Annotated in this window: 15 protein-coding genes; 8 read left to right on the top strand and 7 right to left on the bottom strand. The window is 54.5% G+C overall.

The genetic code is table 11. The features are described from left to right. The first annotated feature begins 43 nt into the window (after positions 1-43). From ACKPCT_RS19695 to ACKPCT_RS19705, 3 genes are all read left to right on the top strand, one after another. Positions 44-1,855, top strand: a complete 1,812-nt coding sequence (locus ACKPCT_RS19695) for an aminopeptidase P family protein (RefSeq protein ID WP_319567729.1) — start codon at positions 44-46, stop codon at positions 1,853-1,855. Positions 1,856-2,046: 191 nt separating this feature from the next. Next, positions 2,047-2,625: a cytochrome b gene (locus tag ACKPCT_RS19700; RefSeq protein WP_319567730.1), complete on the top strand. Its 579-nt coding sequence runs from the start codon at positions 2,047-2,049 to the stop codon at positions 2,623-2,625. 17 nt (positions 2,626-2,642) lie between these two features. Next, positions 2,643-3,494: a RibD family protein gene (locus ACKPCT_RS19705; protein ID WP_319567731.1), complete on the top strand. Its 852-nt coding sequence runs from the start codon at positions 2,643-2,645 to the stop codon at positions 3,492-3,494. Here the strand turns inward: ACKPCT_RS19705 and ACKPCT_RS19710 are convergent. The 4 genes from ACKPCT_RS19710 to ACKPCT_RS19725 are packed head-to-tail and all read right to left on the bottom strand — an operon-like array spanning position 3,414 to position 6,666. Further along, positions 3,414-4,208: a class I SAM-dependent methyltransferase gene (locus tag ACKPCT_RS19710; protein ID WP_319567732.1), complete on the bottom strand. Its 795-nt coding sequence runs from the start codon at positions 4,206-4,208 to the stop codon at positions 3,414-3,416. The genes ACKPCT_RS19705 and ACKPCT_RS19710 overlap by 81 nt on opposite strands. Next, positions 4,205-5,260 (bottom strand): glycosyltransferase family 4 protein, encoded by a 1,056-nt coding sequence (locus ACKPCT_RS19715; RefSeq protein ID WP_319567733.1) that lies wholly within the window; start codon positions 5,258-5,260, stop codon positions 4,205-4,207. Before ACKPCT_RS19715 ends, ACKPCT_RS19710 begins: the two co-directional genes overlap by 4 nt. Next, positions 5,257-5,655 (bottom strand): 6-pyruvoyl trahydropterin synthase family protein, encoded by a 399-nt coding sequence (locus ACKPCT_RS19720; protein WP_090075038.1) that lies wholly within the window; start codon positions 5,653-5,655, stop codon positions 5,257-5,259. Before ACKPCT_RS19720 ends, ACKPCT_RS19715 begins: the two co-directional genes overlap by 4 nt. Positions 5,656-5,667: 12 nt before the next feature. After that, entirely contained in the window at positions 5,668-6,666 is a 999-nt protein-coding gene (locus ACKPCT_RS19725; protein WP_319567734.1) for a zinc-dependent alcohol dehydrogenase, read from the bottom strand. 218 nt (positions 6,667-6,884) lie between these two features. Between ACKPCT_RS19725 and ribA the strand changes: the two genes are divergently transcribed. The 3 genes from ribA to ACKPCT_RS19740 are packed head-to-tail and all read left to right on the top strand — an operon-like array spanning position 6,885 to position 9,538. After that, entirely contained in the window at positions 6,885-7,991 is a 1,107-nt protein-coding gene (gene ribA / locus ACKPCT_RS19730; protein WP_319567735.1) for a GTP cyclohydrolase II RibA, read from the top strand. Between the two features lie 12 nt (positions 7,992-8,003). Continuing rightward, positions 8,004-8,795: a CDP-alcohol phosphatidyltransferase family protein gene (locus ACKPCT_RS19735; protein ID WP_319567736.1), complete on the top strand. Its 792-nt coding sequence runs from the start codon at positions 8,004-8,006 to the stop codon at positions 8,793-8,795. Next, on the top strand, positions 8,792-9,538 hold the full coding sequence (locus tag ACKPCT_RS19740) for an FkbM family methyltransferase (RefSeq protein ID WP_319567737.1): 747 nt from the start codon (positions 8,792-8,794) through the stop codon (positions 9,536-9,538). Before ACKPCT_RS19735 ends, ACKPCT_RS19740 begins: the two co-directional genes overlap by 4 nt. A gap of 29 nt (positions 9,539-9,567) precedes the next feature. On the opposite strand, the gene ACKPCT_RS19745 is transcribed toward ACKPCT_RS19740, so the two are convergent. Further along, positions 9,568-10,500 (bottom strand): lysylphosphatidylglycerol synthase transmembrane domain-containing protein, encoded by a 933-nt coding sequence (locus ACKPCT_RS19745; RefSeq protein WP_319567738.1) that lies wholly within the window; start codon positions 10,498-10,500, stop codon positions 9,568-9,570. A gap of 210 nt (positions 10,501-10,710) precedes the next feature. Between ACKPCT_RS19745 and ACKPCT_RS19750 the strand changes: the two genes are divergently transcribed. Then, on the top strand, positions 10,711-12,210 hold the full coding sequence (locus tag ACKPCT_RS19750; protein ID WP_319567739.1) for a sulfatase-like hydrolase/transferase: 1,500 nt from the start codon (positions 10,711-10,713) through the stop codon (positions 12,208-12,210). Between the two features lie 199 nt (positions 12,211-12,409). Then, positions 12,410-13,240, top strand: a complete 831-nt coding sequence (locus tag ACKPCT_RS19755) for a M15 family metallopeptidase (protein WP_210186825.1) — start codon at positions 12,410-12,412, stop codon at positions 13,238-13,240. Positions 13,241-13,292: 52 nt separating this feature from the next. On the opposite strand, the gene ACKPCT_RS19760 is transcribed toward ACKPCT_RS19755, so the two are convergent. Continuing rightward, a complete protein-coding gene (locus ACKPCT_RS19760) occupies positions 13,293-14,345 on the bottom strand; it encodes a hypothetical protein (protein WP_139229339.1) in 1,053 nt (350 codons plus the stop codon). Between the two features lie 53 nt (positions 14,346-14,398). Further along, complete coding sequence (locus ACKPCT_RS19765; protein ID WP_319567740.1) at positions 14,399-15,136, bottom strand: PP2C family protein-serine/threonine phosphatase; 738 nt, start codon at positions 15,134-15,136, stop codon at positions 14,399-14,401. Positions 15,137-15,144: the final 8 nt, after the last annotated feature.

Below are 15,144 nucleotides of genomic sequence, written 5' to 3' on the forward strand. Positions count from 1 at the left end.
GGGGCTATGCGCCCAATACCAGACTTGTAACAGGAGGCTATCCATGAGCTCTGATAAAACCGTTTATCTGCCTGCCGATCGTCTTGGCGCGTTGCGTCTATGGATGGTTGACCAGAAGGTGGATGCCTATCTCGTGACCAGCGCAGATGCGCACCAGAGCGAGGATTGCCCGGAGCATGATCGTTGCCTTTTTTGGCTCAGCGGCTTTTCCGGATCACTCGGGCGGGCTTTGGTGTTGCAGCAAGAGGCCGTTCTGTTTGTTGACGGGCGTTATCAGGTGCAGGCGAGCAAGCAGATTGATCCGGCCTTATGGCATATTGCCCATCTGCATCAGACCCCGCCGGAAAAATGGATTGCGACACAGGGTGAGCATTCCGCCTTGCGGATCGGATATGATCCGATGCTCTGGTCTGTTGATCAGGCTGATGCACTGCGGGCCTCCTTGAAGACTTGTGGCGCGGAGCTGATCCCGCTCGATGATCCCTTCAGTGCCATTTGGGTTGATCGGCCTGCCTCTCCCGTGGGGAAGGTGCGGGCAATGCCGGAGAGGCTGAGTGGGCTTTCATTTGGCGAAAAGCTTGCCCAGATTCGCGAAGAGCTCCATGCCGATCAGATCGAGCTTTGGGTCGAAAGTCGCCCGGATGAAATCGCCTGGCTGCTTAACCGTCGCGGCAGCGATGTTCCCATGCATCCGGTTCCCTTGTCTTTTGCAATCATTCCGTCAAAAGGTGCGGTGAGCTGGTTCATTGAGCCGCAAAAAATAGCCGGTGATGGCATGGAGGGTCTTGACGTCAAACCGTTCGCCCCGGCGGAGTTTCTTTCTCGCCTCAGTAAGGAGGCTGAAGGCAAACGGGTCGGCTTTGATCCCATGTTTGCGCCCGATGCCGTGAAGGTCTCTGCCGAAAGTGCTGGCGCCACGCTTGTTCCGCGTAGCAATCCCATCATGATCCGCAAGGCCCGCAAAACCGAAGCCGAACTGAAAGGGTATCGCGATGCACATCATGCCGATGGCATTGCTTGGGTGGAATATTGCCATTGGCTCAGTGTTGAAGTGCCAAAGCGTGCTGCCGCAGGCAATCCTGTCACCGAATGTGAGGCGGGCGATAAAATCAACCAGTTCCGACAGGCTGTTTCAGGCTACCTAGAACCCAGCTTCAAGCCGATTTCTGCGGTCGGCCCGAATGCCGCCATGTGCCATTACAATCCCACGCCGGGCCGGGATGCGCCGCTTTTGCCGGGGTCCCTCTATTTGCTTGATTGCGGCGGACAATATGAAAGTGGCACCACGGATGCGACCCGCACCTTTGCCTTCGGGGGCTGTCCTGAAGCATTGAAACCGGCTGCAACGGCGGTGTTGCGTGGCTTCCTCTCTCTGTCCATGGCGACGTTTCCCGAGGGCACCTTTCCGCACCAGCTTGATGCGCTGGCCCGTATGCCTCTCTGGCAGCTCGGGCTTGATTATGATCACGGCACGGGACACGGGGTTGGCCATAATTTGCTGGTGCATGAATATCCTCATCGCCTTGGTAAATTGCCGAACTGTTTCGGGCTTGAGCCAGGCAACATCATGACGATTGAGCCGGGTTATTATCTTGAGGATGGTTTTGGCTTGAGGGTCGAAAATCAGGTCGAAGTCATCGCCGAAGAGAGCGGCTTTTGCTCGTTCCGCCCTCTGACACTTGTGCCCATTGATCTGGCGCTTTTCTCTCTGGATAGGCTGACACAAGAAGAGGTGATCTGGCTGGATGCCTATCATGTCCGCGTGAGGGAGGCTCTGAGGGACGGCCTTAGCCCTCAATGTCGCCGCTGGCTTGACCATGCGACAAAGCCAATTGCGGCCCGAGGCCGGGAGTAACCCGCAAGGGGGTGGCCAATTCAATGGTAGACCAACCGCATTCTTTAGACAATTTGAGGCGAGAGGCCCAAAAAGCCATGCTGTAGACCGATTGCCGCGTGTCGAGCGAACCTTTTGCTCCGCTAAGGGAACCAACATGTAAATAAACCTTGTTGGCTTGATCTTTTGCCGCATGAATGCGGGAGGCGGAATTGCAGGATACGGACACAGAAACGCATTTGCTTTTGCAAAGCATGCAACCAGTTCACAAGCAGGTAAAGACTGAATGCTACCCGGCGACTTCGCGCCTTTTGCATTGGGGTGTCGCACTATTGGTGTTGGCTACGTGGCCTCTCGGATTTGTCATTCACCTTATCAAGAATGAAGCTGCCATGACCTTCTACATGCTGCATGAAGGCTTCGGTTTTCTGGTGTTGTGGCTGATGCTCTTGCGTGTTGGCAACAAGTTGCTCAGCCGCAGTCCAGAAGCGGAAGGACATCGTCTCGAACAGATCGCCGCCCACTCGGTGCATGGCCTGCTTTATCTGCTTTTGATCGTGATGCCCGTCAGCGGCTTTCTGGCAACCAATGCGCATGGTTTTCCTTTGCAATGGTTCGGTCTGATCGAGATCTGGAGCCCGATTGGCAAATCTCCCGATATCGCCGGATTTCTATCCGGAATCCACTTCTGGAGTGCATGGTTACTGCTTGGGTTGTTTGCTCTGCATATGGGGGCAGTGCTGATGCATCATGTCATCAAAAGGGACTTTACGCTGTACAAGATACTCTGACAAAGGGGGCTTTTGTTTTGGCTATTCAATCGATCGAGATGACAAGCAAAGCATGGGACTGCGTTTTGGCCTTGCGACAAGGTCGGATCGACGAAACCAAGCCCTGCGGCGCCGTTTTCGAGCTTTACGGAACCCTTGCTCAAAAGACAGGGCCATTTGTTCTTGCGCAAGTGGGACAATCTCTGGATGGGCGGGTTGCAACGCCAACAGGGGATGCGCGGGACATATCCGGACCAGATGGCCTTGCTCATTTGCACCGGTGCCGGGCTCTGGTCGATGCCGTCATCGTGGGTGAGAACACCGTCACGACCGACAATCCGCGCCTCTCTGTGCGCATCGTCAAGGGGGGCGATCCGGTCCGCGTCGTCATTGACTGCCATGCAAGGCTTTCCGGAGAGGAAGGCATTTTTCATGATGGGGGAACACCTGTGATCTTGTTCCAGTCCGTGGCGGCCAGACCCAGACATTTGCCTAACACGGAAGTGATCAGCCTTGTGCCTGAAGCTGGCACAGGGCTTCGGCCAGAGGAGATATTAAAGGAGCTGGCTGCACGTGGCTATGCGCGTATTCTGGTGGAAGGCGGAGCCAAAACCATTGCCCGCTTTGTTGATGCCGGTCTGGTCGATCACCTTCACGTGGCTGTTTCTCCGATCATCATCGGGTCTGGCCCAACGGGCATAAGTCTTCCGCCGATCGAAAAGCTCTCAGCTGCTCATCGACCCGATACGAAGGTCTTCAATCTGGGAAGCGATATCCTGTTTGATTGCCGGTTTTCGCCTCAAAGCCTTTCAGATAGGCAGAGCGATGAGATCAGTGTGCCCCACGGTGCAAAGGCTTCCCGCCTTTTCAATGGCATCAAGACGGTATGACAGCCAGTCTTTGACTGAACCCGCCTCTAGTGTGCCCATCTGCCTGATGGGCTCCGGAAACCCCTGCAGAAATGCTCTCTCCAAGTCTTTATGCTGCGCAGAAATGTGCCATGGGCTCGGCCTTGTCTTTACAAGATAATTATTCTCGCGCAACAGTTCTGCGAGATAGACGCTTGCTTCCGGTCCCAAAGCGTCACCAAATCCCTTATCTGTGCGCTGATGGCGATTGAACAGCGCGATAATCTCGCTATCAAGCGGATGGGAATGCGACCAGTGCGTGGTCCCATCATAATTAAGCGCCGCATATAGACCACAGCGTTTGCGCTTCAACATGTCGATCAATTTCTTGCAGAAGGCTGGTGACGCCAGGTCAAAGAAAGCTGATGCCGTGACAATCGCACTTTCTTTCATTGGCAGTTGGTCCAGATCATTGAGGTCGAACTGATGGAAAGAAACGGATTTTGATGAGCCAATCTGCTCTTTTGCAGTAGCCAACAATTCTGCATCATAATCCAGAAGCAACCAATCCATCTCACTGGGTAAACGGGGCGCAAGAGCGCGCCAGGTGGACCCCGTTCCGCAGCCGATATCTATGATAGTGGAGAGATGCTTCTGGCTGATATGGTTCGATAAATCCGTTATCAAGGATCGATCGCGGGCGGCCCTGTCGGCCGGTTCGCGCAGGGCAAGCCATTCCTTGTCAAATCCGCTCATCGAAGGGTCTCCAGTCTTTTCGAGATGATTTGGGCGCTGTCTGCCCAACCGGGAAGCCCTCTACTTGCTTCTCTAGCGGCGGCTGCCATTTTCTTTCGTAAGGTAGGGCTTTCAAGCAAGGCGCGCAGAGCGGATGCAAAGGCTTCCGTGTCATCAATGGGCACGAGATGACCTGCTCCTGCTGGCACGACTTCGGGAATGGCGCCTGCCTTGCACGCAACAATGGGTAGGCCATATGAAAGGGCTTCCGCAAAGACCATTCCATAGCCCTCATACCGGCTGGCAAGGGCAAAGATATGCGCTTTTGAAAGGATTTTGCTGGTATCCTCTATTTCTCCTACAAGCCTGATCCTGTCACCGAGGTTGGAGGTGTGGATCAGGTCTTCGAGCGCCATTGCTGTTTGCGGCGCCAATCTTTTGCTGCCAACAATGGTTGCCTGCCATGGGAGATCTTCCACCTCTTTTAAAGAGGCAATGAGGATGTCGTGTCCCTTGCGTGGTATCAGCGATCCGATCGAGACGATGTGGGCAAGAGTGCCGTTGCCAGTAGCACATGGGGCCGGATCTGTGCCAGGCAGGGCGATGGTGATTTTATCTTCGGCTACAGTATAGTGCGCGATCAGTTCGCGCCTCGTGTTGGGGGATGTCACGATGACATGGCGGCAGAAAGCGAGGGCTCTTTTCTCCTGCCGTAATAACCTGTCATGCTCGTCTGCATTCAGCCCTGTCTCCAGCGCCAACGGGTGGTGGACCAGTGCAACGATTGTGAGGCGGTCGGCCTCTTTTGACGCCCAGTCGCCCATTATGCCGAAGGCCAGTCCATCGATGATAACGAGCGCATCATCGGGCAAGGCCGAAAGCTTGTCTTCCGCTTCTCTTCTGGTTTGAAGTAAGGGCGCGGGAAAGCCTTCCCCCAGCGCCAAACGGTTGATCGTCCAGCCGGATGCGTCAAGCTCTGCAAGGATCCGGCGATCATAGCCATAGCCGCCGGTCTTGAGGTCAAGATTGCCGGGATAGGCAAAGGTTAGCGTGCCGATGATGGACTGGTTCAAAGATCGGCCTCATACCAGCCTTTGGCCACATGGGATTCGTGCAAGGTGACCCTGATCTTGCAAATTCTGCGGCTGCCGGGGCCAAATCTTTCTTCATGCACGGCAGTGGCGAGCTGGTCGAAGATATATTTGGCGATCACTTCAGTCGTCGAGATTTTATGTCTGAAAACTTCAATCTCATCCAGATTTTGGTAATTGAGAGGATTGAGCACATCGTTGAGAGCTGTGGTTGCTTCGCCGATGTCGACGGCAAGGCCGTCACTATCAACATCGCGCGTAAAGAAGGTGGCATCAACGACAAAGGTGGCCCCATGTATGCCCTGAGCGGGCCCGAATACAGGGCGGGGCAAACTGTGGGCGATCATGATGTGATCGCGAACTTCAACTGCAAACATAGGCGAGCTCCTTTAATAACGAATGCGGTGGCAAAGGGTTGAGTGATTGGCAAGAATGGCCGGATAGTCTTCAGCGATGGAAGCAAAGGGTGTTTCGCCTGAAATAAGAGCGTCCAGTCGGGCGTCGACCAGCAGGTCCATTGCTTTGGAGAGGCGGCGCGAAAATGACCAACGAGAACGCCTGTCAGTTGGCACTGCACCGACCTGTGAGCTGATAAGTGACAGCCTTTTTGAATGGAAGGCTCCGCCAAGGGGTACCGTCACGGGCGCGGTTCCATACCAGCTTGCTTCCACGATGACCGCTTCAAACGAGGCATGGTCCAGTGCGTTAGCGAGGGCTTCCTGTGAGGCGGAGGCATTGATCAGGATGTCATAGTCGTTGGTAATCGCATCACTATGCAGAAAGGAAAGCCCGAGCGCTTCAGCAATGGAGCTGCGCTCCCTGTTACTGTCTATGAGCTCCACTTCGGTGCCGATGATGCGCGATGCAAGATAGGCGACCAACGACCCTACCACCCCGGCACCAAACACGGCTACCCTGTCTCCGGGCTGAACATGTGCGTCCCAGACGATATTAAGGGCTGTTTCCATGTTGGCTGCGAGAATGGCTCGGTCTGGTGAAACTCTATCGGGCAGTATGGTCACCATGTCTTTGTTGATGATGCATGCCGTTTGGTGGGGGTGCAGGCAAAAGACAGCTTTGCCGAGCAAGTCCTGCGTGCCCTCTTCAACCACCCCAACAAGGCAGTAGCCATATTTGACCGGAAAGCAGAAGTCTCCAGCCATGTGCGGACCACGCATTCGTTCTGTTTCTGTGTGCGGAACCTTGCCTTGAAAAACGAGCGCTTCTGTGCCGCGGCTGATACCGCTGAAAAGCGTTCTGATAAGAACCTGATCCTGTTCAGGCCTGCTCAGAGGGTCCTTGCGTATTTCGCAGGTTTGTTTTGCAGAGAGCCAAAGCGCAAGAGCATGAGTAGCGTCTTTGTTGTCTGCATAAATCGGCTTGTTCAACAGGCGTCCTCCCCAAGGGCGCGTGATTCAGGTCATTCGTAAGTGCCTTGATGCAGCAAAAGGGTTTGGCATTGAATAGATTTTTATTCGTACGACAGCTCTGACTCTTGAAGAGGCAAAAAGCGCTGGCAGCTGCGAGCCATGAACCTTCTGGGCTCAAGCTGGAACTAACGAGGTATCATTCAAGACAGGGCATTTAGACAGTCGGGGACCAATCCATGCTTAAGTCGGCTCATTTTACCTTTCAGCATTCCACCGCTCAGATGGACGTTGAACGCGCTGTTGCGGACTTAAGGTTCGGTCGACCTGTCGTTCTGAAAGACCAAAAGCGACAGCTTGCCGTGCTTGCCCTTGATTGCGTCACACCTGCAATCTACGAACTGTTTGCTCAGGTTGCCGCTGATCAGCATCGGCTCTTTCTCTCCGCTCCCCGTGCTGCGCGTCTGGGTGTCACGTCTGGAGCAGGCATTGCCGTGCCGCTCTCCGGGGTGGGATTTGAAGACGCATCGCGGCTCTCTTACGCTCTTGATGTCGAGCCTCCGCAAGAGTGGTGCCAACCGGATCAGATTATGGCGTCGGCAGCAGAGCTGGCCCGCAACGCGCTTCTGCTGCCAGCCATGATCTATGCCGAAATCGAGCCAGACGAGCCGCGTTTTGGTGCCTGCCTGAGGCTTGATGCCGATGCGCTCGGTCAAGCCAGTGAGGCGCGCCAGATCTTTGAGATCATAGCGCGTACGCAGGTTCCTTTGAAGGAAATCGGAGATGCGGAATTTGTCGTTTTCCGCGGAGGGCTCGCGCAGAGAGACCAGATTGCCATCGTGGTGGGTAAGCCCGACACAAATAGTCCGGTTCCTGTGCGCATTCATTCATCCTGTATCACCGGTGACCTGTTCGGGTCTCTCAAATGTGATTGTGGTGACCAGCTTTGCAATGGCCTGGCTCATCTGAAAGAGGCTGGCGGAGGCGTTCTTCTCTATCTCGATCAGGAAGGGCGCGGTACTGGAATTGGCTCGAAAATGCGCGCCTATGGCTATCAGCATCTGGGCATCGATACGATTGATGCGGATGCAGAACTCGGCTTTGAGGCCGATCATCGTCGCTATGAAGCGGCCGTTGCCATGCTCGGGTTGCTATCGATTTCCCGCACGGTGCTCTTTACCAACAATCCAACCAAGATCTCGGCGTTGCGAGCTGGTGGAATTCATGTCGAAGAGAGAAAACCGGTATTTGGCGATATCACAGCTGAAAATATGAACTATCTGCGCACAAAAATGCTGCGTGCCGATCATATGCTGGATATCGAGACGCTGACGGGGCCGTGCTAGATGGGGAACGTCATGAAAGCCGCAATCATTGAGGCGCCGGGAGCTGGCAATCATTCGCTCGATCCGGCACTCTTCAGACGCCTGAAGATCAATGCACTTGCGATATTGGCCGTGCTCTTCGGCTTCGCGCTTGGCGCCTATTATATTGCAGCCCCACATCTTGCTCTTACTGAGGAAGCAATCATTCCGGCGGCTTTCTTGTTGCTTGTCATCTTTTCTCTCGTACTCAGAGGACTTCCCAATCATCCTCACCAACGGTTTGGGGTCGCCAATGTCGTCACGTCCTTTCGGGCGGTCATTGTATGTCTTGTTGCTGCAACGGTCTTTTGCGCAAGGGATTTATCCGATGCTTCTTCGCCGCTATGGTTGCTTGTCGGCCTTGTCGGCTTTGCTCTGCTGCTGGATGGTGTAGATGGCTACTTGGCCCGCACGCTGAACCTGGTCTCTGAATTGGGGGCCCGTTTTGATATGGAGGTGGATGCTCTCCTCCTTCTCGTCCTTTCAATCGCGGTTTATATGCTCGATAAGGCGGGTGTTTGGGTCATTGCCATTGGCATGATGCGCTATTGCTTTGTGTTTGCTCAGATTTTCTTCCCGTCCCTCAAGCAAAATCTATCGGCATCGTTTCGCAGGAAGCTGGTCTGTGTCATTCAGGGGGGCGTCTTGTGTTTCTGTCTTATGCCTGTTGTTTCCCCTCATCTTTCCGGCTCTCTGGCTTTCATGGCTTTGGCCCTGCTGAGCTATTCCTTCGGGGTGGACACGCTCCATCTGCTGCGCAAGGACGAGATGGAGCGGGTCCGATGAACACCCACCTCAAAACCGCGTTCGGTATAGGGCGCTCTCTGCTTGTCTATTATGGGCAACCGTGGCGCCGAAGAGCCTTGAAGCGCTTTTACAGCGCACTCATCCAGCCGGGTGATCTTGTTTTCGATATCGGAGCTCATGTTGGCAACCGAAGCAAAAGCATGCTGTCTTTAGGGGCTCAGGTTGTTGCCGTTGAGCCGCAACCGGCCTTCGCCGATTTGCTGAACAGGATACTCGCGTCAAGGCTGAGGGGGCTTGAACAGTGTGCTCTGGGGGCTGCCGAAGGGCAGGTGACGCTCAGGATTTCCAGCCAGCATCCAACCGTCAGCAGCATATCGAGCGCCTTCGTTGACGGGGTTCAGAACAATAAAGGATTTCACCAGGTTGTCTGGGATCGCGAAATTTCCGTACCGATGACCACGCTTGATGCGCTGATCGATCGATATGGCATACCCTCTTTTTGCAAAATTGATTGTGAGGGTGCTGAAGTCGAGATCTTAAGAGGGCTAACACAACCGATCAGGCTCGTTGCCTTTGAATATACCCCAGCCATGCCATCGCTGGCTCAAGAGGCCATCGCGCGGCTTGGGGAACTTGGGCGTAATCGGTTCAATCGTGTGATTGGTGAGAGCCATCGCTTTGTTCAAACGGACTGGAAAGACGAGGCCGCAATGCTTGAGGATCTGGCCTTGCTATCTCCGTCAAGTCCGTTTGGCGATATATATGCCCGCCTTGAAAGCTGATGCCAGTGTTTGTAACGCCAACGGACCTTTTATGCTCTGACGAGACGTCCTTTGACAAGAGCGATAACAATGGCCAGCGCGCTCGGAATAGCCGCTCCTGCGAGGGAAAGCACCCCGTAAAGCAGGCTTGCAGCCAGCCCCTGGGTGCTGGCGAAGCCCAAAAGCGGCCAGAGGGCAGCCGCTGCGGCTTCCCGTGTTCCCCATCCGCCAATACCCGCTGGGATCAACATCGTCAGAAGGCAAAGTGGAAGGATGGTGAAGGCCGCGATTGGAGGCAGGGGAGCGCCCACAGCATCCGAGGCGATGAGAAATGTTGCGATATAGCCGCTCACGATGATGAGGTTCAGCCCCGCCTGCACGATCCATGCTCCATCGTGCCAAAAGACTTTGGCAAGGGCTGGCTTGAGATTGCGAAACCGTGCAGGAAGGTGACTTTGCTTCACGCCCAGTGCCAAGCCGAGGAAAGCAAGCAGCAATGCAGCCGCCGCCCAAAGAGCAAGGCTGATGCCTTGGGGCAGTTGATCCTTCAACAGAAATGGCCAAGCCCAAATCCCCACTGCGCAAAGGACGAAAAAGGCAATCTGCCCGGACAGCCTTTCAAGAAAAACTGCGGTCGCTGGCCTTTTCCAGCCGCCTTTCCTTTCGGTTCTGTTGCGATAGGCCCTGATCGCGTCGCCTGCCATGCCTCCTGGCAGAACAAGGTTGAGCGCGCTGCTCACATAATATTCGCGAATGGCGAGCCCTGCCTCTATCTCGTGTCCCAGCCGCCCAGCCGTAAACTGCCATCGATAGGCAGAGGCAAGGATCTGGATCTGAACCACCACAAAGGCCGCAACCATATGGCTCGCCGGTACGCGCTTGAGCATGTCTCCAAGCAGAATGGGCTCCGTCGCCAAGACAAGGAGCGCGAGCAAAGCAAGGCTGGCGAGGGCAGAGAATGTGGCAAATTTTCGCAAATCCATTTCTTTCTTTGGTGACGGGAGAAGGTGACCTTGTTTCGTGATTTTCAAAATACCCCGCAAGCCTCAAGAGCAAACCTTGGTGCAAAAAGAGCCAAATCAGGAAGGCGTAGCCTCCTTATGCGGCTTTTGCCTTTCCTGTTAGTGCTCATAATCAGCTTTGTGGTTCTCTCGCTGCCAGATCATCCCGGTGCTTTTTATTGGAATAGTTTCTTGCGTCTGCCGCTTGAGATGCCGCTCATCATCCTTGTTCTTTGCCTTTTGCCGAGAAAACTGGCGGCTGCCAGCGCCTTCGCTATCGCTTTGACATTGTTTCTGCTGCTCTTTCTCAAAGCCGCTGACATCGGTGTTCAGTCTGCCTTTCAAAGGCAATTCAATCCGTATCTGGATCTGAAAATGCTGAAAGATGGGTGGAATCTTCTTTCCGGTACCATCGGCAAGGGCCAAGGCGGACTAATATTGGTGAGCTTGGGTATCATCTATCTGGCTCTTTTTGTGGTGTTCCTTAAGGCAGAAAACCGCCTGATCAACGCTGAATTGGTAGCGAAGAGAGCCTATGTGCGGCTAAGTTTGGGTCTTCTTGCGGTAGGAGCAGGGCTTCTTTTTGTTGGGCCCTTTCCCTTCGCGCGGTCTGACCTTCAGGCTCTGCCTTATCTGGGTAAAAGGCTGGTATTGGTCAGGCAGTCCATTCTCGACATGCAGACTTTTGAGCGCGAGATCACAAGTTTCGATGGGGTCGCCTCAAAAAACAACCTCTTTGCGGGGATCAAGGGGCGAGATGTCATTCTGGTGTTCGTTGAATCCTATGGACGTAGCGCCATTGAAGACCCTCTTTATAGCCCTCTGATCGGTCCAAGGCTCGAAAAAGTGGAACGTCGGTTGGATGAGGCCGGGTTTGCGTCTGCCAGCGGATGGCTCAAATCTCCAACTGTGGGTGGGGTGAGCTGGCTGGCACATGGCACTTTTCTCTCGGGTCTTTGGGTGGATGATCAGGCACGCTATGACCGGCTCATGATCAGTCAGCGCAAGAGCCTCAACCGGCTTTTTCAAAAGGCAGGGTGGCAAACGGCGGCCATCATGCCCGCCATAACAATGGATTGGCCTGAAGCTGATTATTTTGGCTATGATCAGGTGTTCGCCGCCAAGGATCTTGGCTATAAGGGCAAACCGTTCAACTGGATCACGATGCCAGACCAGTATAGCTTGGCAGCCTTTGAGCGTCTGGTTCGGCAGCCCGCTCGAAAAGAGGGGAATCCTGTGATGGCAGAGATAGTGCTTGTATCCAGCCATGCCCCCTGGACGCCGGTTGCAAGGCTGATTGACTGGAAGTCTGTCGGCAATGGTACCGTCTTCAACGAGCAGGCCACAAGCGATCAGTCCCCAAAGGTTGTCTGGGCGGACCGGGATAACATCCGCGATCACTATATCCGCACGATAGACTATTCAATCCAGACGCTTGGAGACTATGTTTCCCGCTTTGGTGACGATGCCATATTCATCATTCTGGGTGACCATCAACCGGCTCCACTGATAACCGGCGAAAAGGCCTCTCGTGCCGTGCCGGTCCATATCATCAGTCGGGATCAGACGCTGGTGGGCAGGTTTGAGGGCGAAGGCTTCTCGCGAGGCATGACGCCGGCAAAGGCTGCGCCCGTGTTGCCTATGGACAGCATGCGAGAGCGTCTTGTTCGTCTCTTCAGTCAATCAGAATAGACTGCCAATTCTCATGCATTTGATCTTGTTAGGGTGAACCATAAGTCACCCAATGAGAACTCACTCGTAAATGCCTGCAGTCGCAGGACTGTCGGAAATAGAGAGAGGCTCTCATGAATAAGGCAATTGATACCAATCATTTAGACCATGCTGCAATGCTGCTCTGCAGGGCGGCCTTTGCTGGCGAGGGGCTGGCCTCATGATCCGTATCCTTTCCGCTTTGCTGATTGCTGTCGCCATCGCCATTACGCCTCTCACTTGGCATTATGGGCAAAAATATTTTCAATCGCCGCAGCCCGCACCGGTCACGCCTCGCGATGATACCGCACTAAGGGCAGAGATCGAGGCTCTGCGCAATCATGTCAGCGAATTGCAAACCCGGATTGATGGGCTTGATGCGCGTCTTTCGCTTGGTCTTCTGGGCAGCGCAAGAGACGCTGCTCCAGAAAGCGAGGGCATTGCGCCAGCATCGGATAGCCTCAAGGATTCTTTCGCTCAAGTCGTGCTGATTGCAGATCGGCGCAACGCCAACAATGGGCTGACTGTCGCTTCGCCATCCTTTCTGTCAAACCTGCTTGGGCTTCCGCGCGAAAACTTGACCGATGATTGCCAACAGATGACCAATCCCAAATTGGCGAAGCTGCTCAAAACAGAGGATGTCGGCCCGATCACGGTGCGCATGCTGGAACCAGCTCTCATTTCACTTCGTCAGGTTTTCGCCAATGTCCAGGTTTTTGAGCCAGAGCTCTATGCGCGCGTCAAGAGCGCCGGATCCCTATGTGTGCGGCGTATTAGAGGATCCACCACTTCGGCCTCCGCGCATGCTTATGGGTTGGCTCTGGATATAAATATTGATGGAGTGCTCGACAGTTTGGCGGATGGCAAAACCCAGCTCGGTCTCATTCTGCTGGCTGATTTCTTCAAGAAAGAAGGTTGGATTTGGGGGGCTGGCTTCGGCCGCGAGGATTCCATGCATTTTGAAGTCAGCCGTGAAAAGCTGCAACAGTGGCGGCGGTTGGGCGAAATCTAGCGAGCCCTTGGCGCAGGAGCGTTCTGTCCAATAAGCAAGATCATTGACGAGCTTATGCGAAGGGGCAGTGACTGCACATGTCGAAAGGGGCTATCTCCAGCACTTTCTGAAAAGATCCGCTGAGTGCCTGTGTCAGATTGAGAAACGGGGTTATTGCCAACTCCGGCGGAGAGAAACTGGAGTCAAGGGTCACCATGGCCATGGCGGCCTCCTGAGCTGCTTCCTGTCCCAATTCAATGGCTTCCAGTGGAGGTAAGCTATCGAGTTTTGCGTTGAGCGCCAAAGGCTCTAGCGGCGGCAGCGGCATGGAGAAGCCGTTCCAAACCGCCAGCATGGTCTCGATCCGATCCAACATCCATGGCCCGAATGCCTCCGGGCCAAAGGCTTCCTCGATGGTATCCAGAGACTGGATGACCAATGCGAGCTTTTGCAGCTCCGGGAACTGGATCGCCAGATTGGGCGGGGTCACCGCTGCAAGGTTTGACATATAGCCATACATCAACTCAAGGCTGCCCGGTTCACTCAGAGGCGGCAGGCTCAGTGTTTTATCCAGCGACATGATGTTGGGTATGCCCGCAACAATCCGCGCCATGGATACTTGCGGTGCGGTCAGAGCAAAGTCGAAATGCGGAAAGGACGCCTGCGGGTAAGACGGGAATGAGTCCACGGCGAATGGATCAATGCCCATGGATTGGAGATCGAGCGTCAGCTGCGCGATGTTCGCGAAATTGAGGAGCGGTTCCATTCTGAAAGAGGTCAGTCGACCCAACTGCGGCCAGACATTGCTTTCTATGCTCTGGGCAGCCTCGGCCATTTCCATTTCCAGCGTAGGCAGATCATCCAGCGTAAAAGTGTCTGATAGCATCGAGAGGGTCTGCGCCAGCAGGAGCATGGGCATGCTGCCAAGGTTGAGGGGCGGCAAGCCAGATCTATTCAATGCCATGCCAAAGATCGGCTTTTCGCCGAAATATAAGGGAGGCAGAACTGAAGGATCAAAGCCCGCTGCGATTTGCATATCGAGCCGGTTCTCTGGCGTAAGAGAGGGGAGAGCCGCCCCCAAAGCCATGGAAAGAGGAGGCGGAGGAAGGATCGGTAAGACCCCCATATCGAGGCTCTTTTGCATTTCTGTGACTGAGGATTCGCAGAAACAGGGCATAGTTAAACCTCGACAACGATGATGGAGACATTGTCAGCGGCACCCGCATCGAGCGCGAATTGCAGTAGATCATCGCTCACAGTGTCAATCGGCTTTTCATCAAGATAATGAAGCAGGGTATCCTCGCTTGCATATTTTGAAAGACCATCCGAACAGAGCAGAAAGCGATCGCCGGGCCGGATTTCACCGCGTCGCTTGTCGATTTCCAGAACATCACTCACGCCAACCGCACGCGTGATCTGGTTGGACTGCGGATGGTTTTCCGCTTCTTCCCACGTCAAATAGCCTTGCTCGACAAGCTCGCCCACGACCGAGTGATCCGAGCTGATAATCTCGATTGCACCATCACGATATCGATAAAGACGGCTGTCTCCCACCCAGAGGCACAGGAAGTTGGTCTCTGACAAGGCTAGAATAACAGCGGTTGCCCCAATCGTGCCAATGGAGCGGCGCGTGGCCTCGGCTTTGATCTCGCTATGGGCGCGATGAAGCGCTTGTCGCGCCTTGCACATCACCTCTGTCGGCTCGAGATTATCGGCAAGAGACTGGAGAGACTGAACCACAGTCTGACTGGCAAAGTCGCCCGCAACATGCCCTCCCATTCCATCGGAAATGGCCCACAGATCCAGCTCCGGGCGAGAAAGAATTGCGTCTTCATTGACCTTTCTTACCAAGCCGGTATGGGTTATGGCGCTGCTCTTTCTTGTTGTCTGTTCAGGCGGTGCGTATGTATCTGTCATCGTTTTCC

The organism is Cohaesibacter marisflavi, from assembly GCF_963665895.2.
Taxonomy (GTDB): Bacteria; Pseudomonadota; Alphaproteobacteria; order Rhizobiales; family Cohaesibacteraceae; genus Cohaesibacter; species Cohaesibacter marisflavi.

What these genes read in the sequence shown, in the direction of transcription:
- ACKPCT_RS19695 (WP_319567729.1), top strand. Translation starts at nt 44, where the DNA reads ATGAGCTCTGATAAAACCGTTTATCTGCCTGCCGATCGTCTTGGCGCG.
- ACKPCT_RS19710 (WP_319567732.1), bottom strand. Translation starts at nt 4,208, where the DNA reads ATGAGCGGATTTGACAAGGAATGGCTTGCCCTGCGCGAACCGGCCGAC.
- ACKPCT_RS19720 (WP_090075038.1), bottom strand. Translation starts at nt 5,655, where the DNA reads ATGTTTGCAGTTGAAGTTCGCGATCACATCATGATCGCCCACAGTTTG.
- ribA (WP_319567735.1), top strand. Translation starts at nt 6,885, where the DNA reads ATGCTTAAGTCGGCTCATTTTACCTTTCAGCATTCCACCGCTCAGATG.
- ACKPCT_RS19735 (WP_319567736.1), top strand. Translation starts at nt 8,004, where the DNA reads ATGAAAGCCGCAATCATTGAGGCGCCGGGAGCTGGCAATCATTCGCTC.
- ACKPCT_RS19740 (WP_319567737.1), top strand. Translation starts at nt 8,792, where the DNA reads ATGAACACCCACCTCAAAACCGCGTTCGGTATAGGGCGCTCTCTGCTT.
- ACKPCT_RS19745 (WP_319567738.1), bottom strand. Translation starts at nt 10,500, where the DNA reads ATGGATTTGCGAAAATTTGCCACATTCTCTGCCCTCGCCAGCCTTGCT.
- ACKPCT_RS19755 (WP_210186825.1), top strand. Translation starts at nt 12,410, where the DNA reads ATGATCCGTATCCTTTCCGCTTTGCTGATTGCTGTCGCCATCGCCATT.
- ACKPCT_RS19760 (WP_139229339.1), bottom strand. Translation starts at nt 14,345, where the DNA reads ATGGGGGTCTTACCGATCCTTCCTCCGCCTCCTCTTTCCATGGCTTTG.
- ACKPCT_RS19765 (WP_319567740.1), bottom strand. Translation starts at nt 15,136, where the DNA reads ATGACAGATACATACGCACCGCCTGAACAGACAACAAGAAAGAGCAGC.